A 9775-nucleotide genomic window follows, 5' to 3' on the forward strand; every position below is an offset into this window, starting at 1 on the left:
TGGAGACTAAAAAAATAAGCCGTTTTTGGTAGGGCGTACCTTATTTGTAATCTTTATTATTGCGTTGAATGTTTTTTGATCTAAATCATATTTATAAACGCCAGTAATGATAGATTATTAATAGGGGTACTGACATTTAAAATTCATTAAAACCATCTACTATCGTGAAGTAACAAAGTAGAGTCACTCCTATACTACAATTAACTAGTGCATTGATAGTTAACACCTAAGATAGTGCAGTATTAGCCTAATCTTATTAAATACGCCAATACTAACTATATTTACCCACTTTTATATACATGGAGTTTTACCGCATGACGATTAAATCGACACTCAAATCTATCAGTACAATCGCTGCTGTGATTATATTGGGTGGGGGTGGTTGGTATGTTTGGCAAACTCAGCAATCTGCACTGCTATCTGAGCAATTGCCAGAGAGCGTAGCCTATGGAAATGGTCGTATTGAAGCGACGGAGTACGATATTGCAACAAAATTGCCGGGTCGCTTAATTGAGGTTTTAGCACAAGAAGGCGATATGGTCGAAGCCGGTCAAACCTTGGCGGTTATTGATACTGACGATTTAAATGCACAATTACGTGAGGCTAATGCAGGGTTACGTGTTGCTACTGAGTCACGCAAATATGCTTTGGCAATTGTAGAACAACATAAAAGTGAACTTACTTTTGCAGAAACCGAGTTACGTCGCTCAGTAACACTGCTTAAACAGGGGCATATTTCTAAAGAAGTGGTTGATCAAAAGCGGACAGCTTCAGCAACAGCGCAAGCAGCTTTAAAAGCGGCAAATGTAAAAGTGGTGCAGTCGGATGCAGAAATAGATGCGGCACAAGCGCGTATTGAACGATTACAAAGCAATATTGCCGATAGCACACTTAAAGCGCCGATTAGTGGCCGAATATTATATAGATTAGCAGAGCCCGGTGAAGTGCTTGGCAGTGGTGGTAAGGTTTTTTCTTTGCTTGATTTAACCGATGTGTATATGAGTATTTATTTGCCAACAGCGCAAGCTGGCAAAGTAACAATAGGCTCTGAGGCACGCATTGTAATAGATGCAATAGCACAATATACGTTACCCGCCAAAGTTACTTTTGTATCAGCGCAAGCACAATTTACGCCTAAGTCAGTAGAAACGCGTAACGAGCGTGACAAACTGATGTTTAGAGTAAAAGTGAAGCTAGACTCAAAGTTATTAAACGATCATATTGAACAAGTTAAAACAGGCGTGCCTGGGCTTGCTTATGTTTTATTAGCACCAGTGCAAAATTGGCCTATGCAGTTACAGGTTAGAGTGCCTGAATAATGGCTGATGCAAACAATAGCGAAAAGCAGAGTAATAAAGCTAAAAAATCTTTTAGTGTAGTAAAACTGACTCAGGTTACGCATTGCTATGGCAATAATTTAGCGTTGGATAATATTAACCTAGAGTTACCTGCAGGCAGTATGGTAGGTTTTATAGGCCCAGATGGCGTAGGTAAGTCGAGTTTGCTCGCGCTTATTGCGGGAGCACGTGCCGTTCAAAAAGGTGACATTGAAGTGTTAGGGGGCGATATGCGTAGTAGCCGTTTTCGTACCTCAACTTCGCCACGTATTGCTTATATGCCACAAGGATTAGGCAAAAACTTATATCCCACCTTGTCTGTTTTTGAAAATATTGATTTTTTTGGCCGTCTTTTTGGACAAGAAAAAAAAGAGCGCCAGCATCGAATTAAAAACTTATTAAAAAGCACTGGACTCACTGAGTTTGCCGATCGCCCTGCAGAAAAACTCTCAGGCGGGATGAAACAAAAACTCGGTTTGTGCTGTGCGTTAATTCATGACCCTGAGTTATTAATTTTGGATGAGCCAACAACGGGGGTCGATCCGCTTTCCCGTCGTCAATTTTGGCAATTGATTAACCATATACGCGCTCAGCACACTGATATGAGTGTACTCGTTGCTACCGCTTACATGGAAGAGGCAGATGATTTTGATTGGCTAATAGCCATGGACGATGGCAAAGTTATAGGTACTGGTAGCCCAGAAGACATTAAAGCACAAACAGGGAAGAAATCCCTTGATGAAGCATTTATATCATTATTACCTGAAGAAAAACGTCATGATCATCATGTACTTGTAGTTCCTCCTCGCCAGAAAAACCTAAATACAACAGAAGCCGCTATTCAGGCTACAGCGCTTAGTAAAATATATGGCGATTTTACGGCGGTTAATAATGTTAGTTTGCGTATTGAACAAGGCGAAATTTTTGGCTTTTTGGGGTCAAATGGTTGTGGCAAAACCACAACCATGAAAATGCTAACAGGCCTGCAACCGGCATCTAGTGGCGAAGCTAAGTTATTTGGTCAAGTTGTTGATGCTAACAATATAGAAACCCGTAAACGCGTTGGCTTTATGTCGCAAGCATTTTCACTTTATAATGAGTTAACTGTTGAGCAAAATATGGTGTTGCATGCGCGCTTATTTCATTTGCCTGCAGAGCAAATAGCGCCGCGTGTTAATGAATTAATTATACGGTTTAACCTTAAAAAATACCGTGATGATTTTCCTGTCGATTTACCATTAGGTATTCGCCAGCGTTTATCACTTGCAGTTGCGGTAGTGCATAGCCCTGAAATGCTAATACTTGACGAACCTACCTCAGGCGTAGACCCTGTTGCACGTGATGACTTTTGGGAATTACTTATTGAGTTATCGCGGGATCAGGGCGTTACTATTTTTATTTCGACCCACTTTATGGATGAAGCCGCACGCTGCGATAGAATATCGTTAATGCACGCAGGAAAAATACTCGCCAGCGATACACCCGCTGCACTTTGTAAAGCGCGTAGTGCTGATACTCTCGAAGATGCCTTTATTACTTACTTAGAAGAAGCGGTACTTGAATCTGCTGCTTCAAGTTTGCCAATTTCAGCAGTTGACGAGTCTGATACATTATCAGATGAGTTACTTACAACATCGACCACTCATAAAAAGAAAGGGAATGCCGCTTTTAGTTTATTACGATTATTTGGTTACGCACATCGCGAAACGCTAGAGCTATGGCGTGATCCTATCCGTTTAACCTTTGCGTTGTTGGGCTCAATTATTTTAATGTTTATTTTGGGTTACGGTATTACCTTTGATGTTGAAGATTTAAGCTTTGCGGTGATGGATCAAGATCAAACCCCTGAGAGTCGAGATTACATTCAAAATATTGCAGGATCGCGTTACTTCATACAAAAAGCCGATATTAAAAGCCCTTCAGAGCTAGATAAACGAATGCGCAGCGGCGAGTTAAGTGTGGCAGTTGAAATTCCGCCTAATTTTGGTCAGCAATTGAAACGCGAGCGAAAACCAGAAATTGTAGTTTGGATTGATGGTTCAATGCCTTTTAGGGCGGAAACTATATCGGGTTATATGACGAGCTCGTATTACACTTACCTCACTGATTTATCATTGCGTACTTATGGGGTAATACCCAATTTGGTACCTGCGAATATTGAATCACGTTATCGTTATAATCAAGACTTTAAAAGCATTGAGGCTATGGTGCCTGCTGTTATTCCACTTTTATTAGTGTTTATCCCTGCGATATTAATGGCGCTGGGTGTTGTACGTGAAAAAGAATTAGGTTCGATTACAAATTTATATGTTACACCGGTTACGCGACTCGAATTTATTATTGGTAAACAACTGCCTTACATTTTAGTTAGTATGGTGAGTTTTTTTGGTTTAGTTGCCCTTGCTGTCACAGTGTTTGGTGTTCCGCTAAAAGGAAGTTTATGGGCGTTGAGCGTGGCTGCATTATTGTATGTAACAGCAACAACGGGGGTAGGGCTGTTAATTTCGGCTTTTACTAAGACACAAATATCGGCATTAGCAGCATCAACTGTGGTTGTATTGATGATTGCAGTTAACTTTTGCGGGTTGATTGACCCTGTTTCATCGCTAGAGGGCTTTCCTGCAATAATCGGAAAACTGTTTCCAACTACCTACTTTTTAGAAGCATGTCGTGGTGTATTTAATAAAGCACTTAACTTTTCTGATTTATCGGCGCAGCTTTTACCTTTACTTGCTTTTATACCGGTACTGACTCTAGCCAGTGTATTTTTACTTCCAAAGCAGGATAAATAGCCATGCAACATCGCGGGAATATTCTTAATTTAGGTATTAAAGAACTGCGTAGCTTATGGCGCGATAAAGTGCTGCTATTATTTGTATTTTTTGCTTTTACAGGATTAATTTATGTAGTCTCTTCGGCAACTTCTATCGAATTAAATAATGCACCTATAGCGGTTGTTGACGACGATCAATCACAATTATCTAAGCGTATAATTAATGCATTTTACGACCCTTACTTTAAAACGCCTGACGTTATTGCATTAAGTGAAGTGGATCCTTCACTTGATAACGGAAGCTATACCTTCGTGCTAAATATTCCGCCACACTTTGAGCGTGACGTACTTGCGGGTAAGCAACCCACATTACAAGTGAATATAGACGCCACTCGTATGTCGCAATCATTTATTGGTGATAATTATATTCAAACAATTATCAGTGCTGAAATAAATGAATTTGTGAAAGGTTATCGAGCGGTATACACGCTACCTATTAAGCAATCGGCGCATATAATGTTTAATCCAAATATGACCAGTGTGTGGTTTGGTAGTGTAATGGAATTAATGAATGTTATTACCATGATTTCGATTATTTTAACGGGAGCCGCAGTAATACGTGAGCGTGAACACGGTACGCTAGAGCATTTATTAGTAATGCCATTAACACCGTTTGAAATTGTAATGGCTAAAATTTGGGCCAATGGTTTGGTCATTTTATTACTGACCACTTTTTCACTCTTTATTGTGATTGAAGGTTTTTTACAAGTACCGATTCATGGATCAGCAGCGCTATTTTTGTTGGGTGCGGCAATTCATTTATTTGCTACAACATCATTGGGTATATTATTAGGCACTCAAGCGCGGACTATGCCGCAATTAGGCTTATTGATGATCCTTATATTATTGCCATTACAAATGTTGTCAGGAGGCGTCACACCGCGTGAAAGTATGCCTGATATAGTACAAAATATTATGCTATTTGCACCTACTACTCATTTTGTGAAATTTGCTCAAGCTATTTTGTACAGAGGAGCAGGCTGGGATGTAGTTTGGCCTTACTTTTTGGCTTTATTTGCTATCGGCAGTGTATTTTTTATATTTGCTTTATCGCGGTTTCGTAAATCAGTCGCGTTGGGCTGATAGAGATTATGTACTAGGTAATTTTTATAAATCGATGGAATTACTTACATTTATAAATAACTTTACTAAATTAAGTTTATATTTATCAATTGATTAAGTGCGGCCTAAAACTTGCTCTACAATACCAATTAAAAACACAACAAGGGATTTAATAATGACTGAAGTTGCACTTTCGGCCTACTTGGCTTTTTACCTTTACTTAATCATGTTACTTGTACAATGGGCGGTAGCTACATTTAGTAAAGCAAAAGAGCCTAATGCAGTACCAGGTAAAATAAGCGATGATTTATCGCACGACAGTTTTATATTTAGAGCGCATCGCACGTTTCATAATACGCTTGAAAACAGTGCGTTATTTATAGGTACTGTTTTATTTGCCTTTGTAATAAATTTACAGAGCCCTATTTTTGCAATGTGTGTTTGGGTTTACTTAATCGCGCGCTTAATTCACATGGTGCTGTACTACGCGATTGCTACTGAGAAAAACCCAAGCCCACGTAGTTATTTCTTTTTAATAGGTGTGCTTGCTAATGTGGTTATGCTGGTATTGATAGGGCTAAGATTAATAGCATAATTTATAAAATGTATTTATAAACTATAAACTAAAAAGCGAAGAGCCTAGTGGCATCTTCGCTTTTTTGTTTAAAGAGCAGCGCGATGTAAAATCACGCCTACAGTAGGGTAATATTAATGGCTAATCCATTCCTATAAACCCACCCGTTTGGTGAGTCCATAGGGCTGCGTAAATGCCGCCTTTAGCTATTAACTCTTCGTGAGTGCCTTGCTCCACTACGCCGCCGTCATCAAGTACAATTAATCTGTCCATTTGTGCAATGGTTGAGAGCCTATGCGCTATGGCAATTACTGTTTTGCCTGTCATTAAATCATCAAGGCTTGCTTGAATTGCCGCTTCTACTTCTGAGTCGAGTGCGCTGGTGGCTTCGTCGAGTATAAGTATGGGTGCATTTTTAAGTAGCACTCGTGCAATAGCAATACGCTGGCGCTGACCGCCCGAAAGCGTAACGCCGCGTTCACCCACTTGTGCATCAAAGCCTTTGTTACCTTTGCTATCTACCAAGTCGTTTATAAACTCAAGTGCTTTAGCTTGTTTGGTGGCGTTGATCATCTCAGCTTGTGTTGCATCGGGGCGACCATATAAAATATTGTCTTTTACTGAGCGATGAAGCAGGGAAGTGTCTTGCGTTACCATGGCTATATAGCGGCGTAGGCTTTCTTGGCTTACATCTGTGATGTTTTGCCCATCAATTTTTATTGTTCCTGAGTCAGTATCGTAAAAACGCAGTAATAAGTTAACAAGCGTTGATTTACCTGCGCCAGAGCGACCGACTAAGCCAATTTTTTCACCGGGTTTAATATTTAAGTTTAAACCGTTCATTACAGGGCTTCGACTAGTTTCGTTTGCTGCTTTACCATAGTTAAAGTGTACGTTGTTAAACTCAATGGCGCCTTGGCTTACGTTAAGCGTATCTGCGTTTGGTTTATCGGCAACTTCAATAGGGTTTGACAGTGTTTTCATGCCATCAGCTACAGTGCCGATATTTTCAAACAAGCTGCTTATTTCCCACATGATCCACTGCGCCATGCCGTTTAATCTAAGTGCTAAGCTAACGGCTACCGCAATGGCACCAGCGCTAATTGCGCTAAGTGACCATAAATAAAGTGATACGGCAGCAACAGAGAACACTAATAGGTAATTTAGAGTTTGAATAACAAAGTTTAAGCTGGTTACTAAGCGCATTTGCTTGTAAACAGGCTGCAAAAATACATCCATGCTTTGTTTTGCGTATTGCTCTTCACGTTGGGTATACGAAAACAGCTTAATTGTAGAAATATTTGTGTAACTATCAACAATGCGGCCAGTCATTTCTGAGCGAGCATCGGCTTGTGAGCTGGCAATTCTTTTAAGGTGCGGTACAAAATAAAGCTGCACGCAAATGTATAAAGCTAACCAAACGAGTAATGGGATCATTAAGCGCCAATCGGCTTCAGCAACTAAAAACACCATAGAACCAAAATAAACCACGATATACATTAATACATCGAGTAACTTAGTAACGGTTTCGCGAACAGCTAACGAGGTTTGCAATACCTTGGTGGCGATTCTTCCTGCAAATTCATTTTGATAAAAACTAACACTTTGACGCAATAAATAACGATGCGCTAGCCAGCGAATCGACATGGGGTAATTACCCAGTAGGGCTTGGTGTAAAATAGCAGAGTGAAAAAATACAACAACGGGCAGCACAACTAACAGCATAACAGCCATTTTGATAAGTTCTGACTTTTGCTCTACAAACAAGGTTTGAGGCGTGTAGGCTGTTAACCAATCAACAAGCTGTCCCATGTAGCTAAATAAAGAAACCTCTAAAATAGCGAGCATGGCGGCACTAATTGACATAAGCAACAGTGACAGTTCCATTCCTTTGGTGTAGTGGCGACAAAAAGCAAATAAAGTAGAAGGCGGCTGAGTAGGTTGGTCCTCAGGAAATGCTTTTGTCATTTTTTCAAATAATCGATACATTTTAAAAACTTAAATGGCAAATAATGATGGGTATCATACCATTTAAGTATTTTTAAATGCAGGCTTGTATGGCATTAATTATGAATATGGTAGAGCATTATTGATATAATCCTACGTTTAAATATCACCCTTTAAAGCGTATGATTACCGGGATTTTTTTACTCATGTATAAATTATAAAACCTTAAAGCACTAAATTTTAATCCTGAGAGGTCAACAGGCTCAAGTAAACTCATACCGTAATTTTTTGCTGAATCTAAAATAATAATTAATAGTGAGAATGTTATATGTATACGGGATCGTGTTTGTGCGGTGAGGTCAGTGTTGAAGTGACGGGAAGTATAACCAGCATTATTCATTGCCATTGTTCACTGTGTAGAAAAAACAGCGGGACAGCATTTGCAACCAATGGATTTGTAAATACTGAAGACTTTAAAGTAACTAAAGGGCAAGCACTACTTAGTGAATTTAGTTTTAAACCAGGGCGTAAGCGCTACTTTTGTAAATGCTGTGGCTCGCCTGTTTATAGCAGCAACAGCGATGATAAAAGTAGAATACGAATTCGTTTAGGAATAATAGATAGCGATATAACAGAGCAAGTGTTATCGCATAATTTTGTTACGTCCAAGGCTAACTGGGAGCAGTTAGAAACAAGCCTGCCTTGTTATGAAAAGCATGAACCTGGCAGGTAACACGTTTTATTCTATGTGATAAATACTGTTAATATTTTTATAAAGGTCAGGTGCAAAATTCATAAACACAGGTGAGTTTTGTATTTCATCAACGTTTATGTGCATTAATGTATGCTGGCTTAGTATGATCACTATATTTTTGTATTCGTTAAACTCTATTATCGCTAAGCACTTAAAATGTTGCCTTAAAAGTACTAAAAGCATTTGCAGCTCTTGGCCTGTTTGTGGGTTTAAGTTAATGATTACTTGTGTATTTTGCTCACTGCAGCGATTTATGTTTTGCCAAAAGCTATCGCTTGTTAAAAAAGGCTGGTGATATTCACCACTAAAAATATCGATAGTGATTACGTTAAAGAGATCAGAACATTGTGTAATATATTGCTCGGCGCATTGTAAATAGGTGCGGTGCTTAATTGGTAACTTAAAGTGCTGGGCAGCAATTAAGGCAATGCTTGGGTTTATTTCTACTGTGTTAAATGTATTTATAGTTTTTATGTGAGGAGGTGTATTATTTTGTAAGTGGTACATAATTCGCTCAAACCCTGCCGTGCCTAAGCCTAAATTTAATATTTTTAGTGTATCTACCGGTTTAAGTAAAAATAACATCATACACTGGTTTACAGGCACAATTACTTGCTCAGGGTGTGTAAGATTCATAACGCCTTGAATTGTTATGTCTTTATCAGTTTTTTGTGCAAGCGTTAACCAACGGTATTCTTTATTTTGATACACGCATACGGGGCCGTATGCACTTTGCTGCGACTCAATAAGGTTACTTTTAACTGTATCTTCTTTTAGCTGACGCATAACTTAAACTATTAATATATACACAATGCTAGTGTGCCACGAAAAGCACATTTTTTAATAGCTATTGTGTAACAAGGTTTGTAATTTAACCTCTAAATATAATATTGTATTTAGAGGTTAACAAGTTAAACGTTATTCAAGGATTGAAAATGAGAACATTTATTTGTGCAGTACATTTTGTATGCGCTCAGTGGATAAAAAAGTTAGATTCAAGAAATAAAAATACAGCCATTAATGCGGCAACATTGTTAGCGATGATATCAACGTTATATATTTTTCTTTTAGCGATGACCTTCAACGTTCGCTACTTAGATAAAATAATCAGTATTTTTAAGCAAAATCCTTTACTTATTGGTGCTTTATTTTACGCAGTAGTACTTGGAGTCGTGTTTTTAATTTTGGGTGACTTTAACGGTTATAGAAGTAGAGTTAGAGCTCGTATAAATAAAGGGAGCTTTAAAAAATATATTTTAGGAATAAAA

Annotated in this window: 8 protein-coding genes; 6 read left to right on the plus strand and 2 right to left on the minus strand. The window is 38.7% G+C overall.

The genetic code is table 11. The features are described 5' to 3' along the window. Positions 1–314: 314 nt before the first annotated feature. The 4 genes from GQR46_RS10995 (at position 315) to GQR46_RS11010 (ending at position 5827) form a co-directional block, all read left to right on the plus strand. Positions 315–1319, plus strand: a complete 1005-nt coding sequence (locus tag GQR46_RS10995) for an HlyD family efflux transporter periplasmic adaptor subunit (protein ID WP_165740967.1) — start codon at positions 315–317, stop codon at positions 1317–1319. Beyond that, positions 1319–4129 carry a ribosome-associated ATPase/putative transporter RbbA gene (gene rbbA / locus GQR46_RS11000; RefSeq protein WP_165740968.1) on the plus strand — a complete coding sequence of 937 codons (2811 nt, stop codon included), beginning with the start codon at positions 1319–1321 and terminating at the stop codon, positions 4127–4129. Before GQR46_RS10995 ends, rbbA begins: the two co-directional genes overlap by 1 nt. A gap of 2 nt (positions 4130–4131) precedes the next feature. Beyond that, positions 4132–5253, plus strand: a complete 1122-nt coding sequence (locus GQR46_RS11005) for an ABC transporter permease (protein ID WP_165740969.1) — start codon at positions 4132–4134, stop codon at positions 5251–5253. A 154-nt stretch (positions 5254–5407) separates the two neighbouring features. Then, complete coding sequence (locus GQR46_RS11010; RefSeq protein ID WP_165740970.1) at positions 5408–5827, plus strand: MAPEG family protein; 420 nt, start codon at positions 5408–5410, stop codon at positions 5825–5827. A gap of 120 nt (positions 5828–5947) precedes the next feature. On the opposite strand, the gene GQR46_RS11015 is transcribed toward GQR46_RS11010, so the two are convergent. Then, positions 5948–7795 carry an ABC transporter ATP-binding protein gene (locus GQR46_RS11015; protein WP_165740971.1) on the minus strand — a complete coding sequence of 616 codons (1848 nt, stop codon included), beginning with the start codon at positions 7793–7795 and terminating at the stop codon, positions 5948–5950. Positions 7796–8081: 286 nt separating this feature from the next. Between GQR46_RS11015 and GQR46_RS11020 the strand changes: the two genes are divergently transcribed. Beyond that, positions 8082–8486 carry a GFA family protein gene (locus GQR46_RS11020; RefSeq protein ID WP_165740972.1) on the plus strand — a complete coding sequence of 135 codons (405 nt, stop codon included), beginning with the start codon at positions 8082–8084 and terminating at the stop codon, positions 8484–8486. Between the two features lie 6 nt (positions 8487–8492). Here GQR46_RS11020 and GQR46_RS11025 read toward each other — a convergent pair whose 3' ends face one another. Next, the gene (locus GQR46_RS11025; RefSeq protein ID WP_165740973.1) at positions 8493–9293 is read right to left on the minus strand and encodes a hypothetical protein; all 801 of its coding nucleotides are present in this window, start codon (positions 9291–9293) and stop codon (positions 8493–8495) included. 149 nt (positions 9294–9442) lie between these two features. Between GQR46_RS11025 and GQR46_RS11030 the strand changes: the two genes are divergently transcribed. After that, a partial coding sequence (locus tag GQR46_RS11030; RefSeq protein WP_165740974.1) for a hypothetical protein occupies positions 9443–9775 on the plus strand: 333 nt, incomplete at its 3' end.

This window comes from Pseudoalteromonas sp. Z1A6 (genome assembly GCF_011378745.1).
Lineage (GTDB): Bacteria > Pseudomonadota > Gammaproteobacteria > Enterobacterales > Alteromonadaceae > Pseudoalteromonas > Pseudoalteromonas arctica.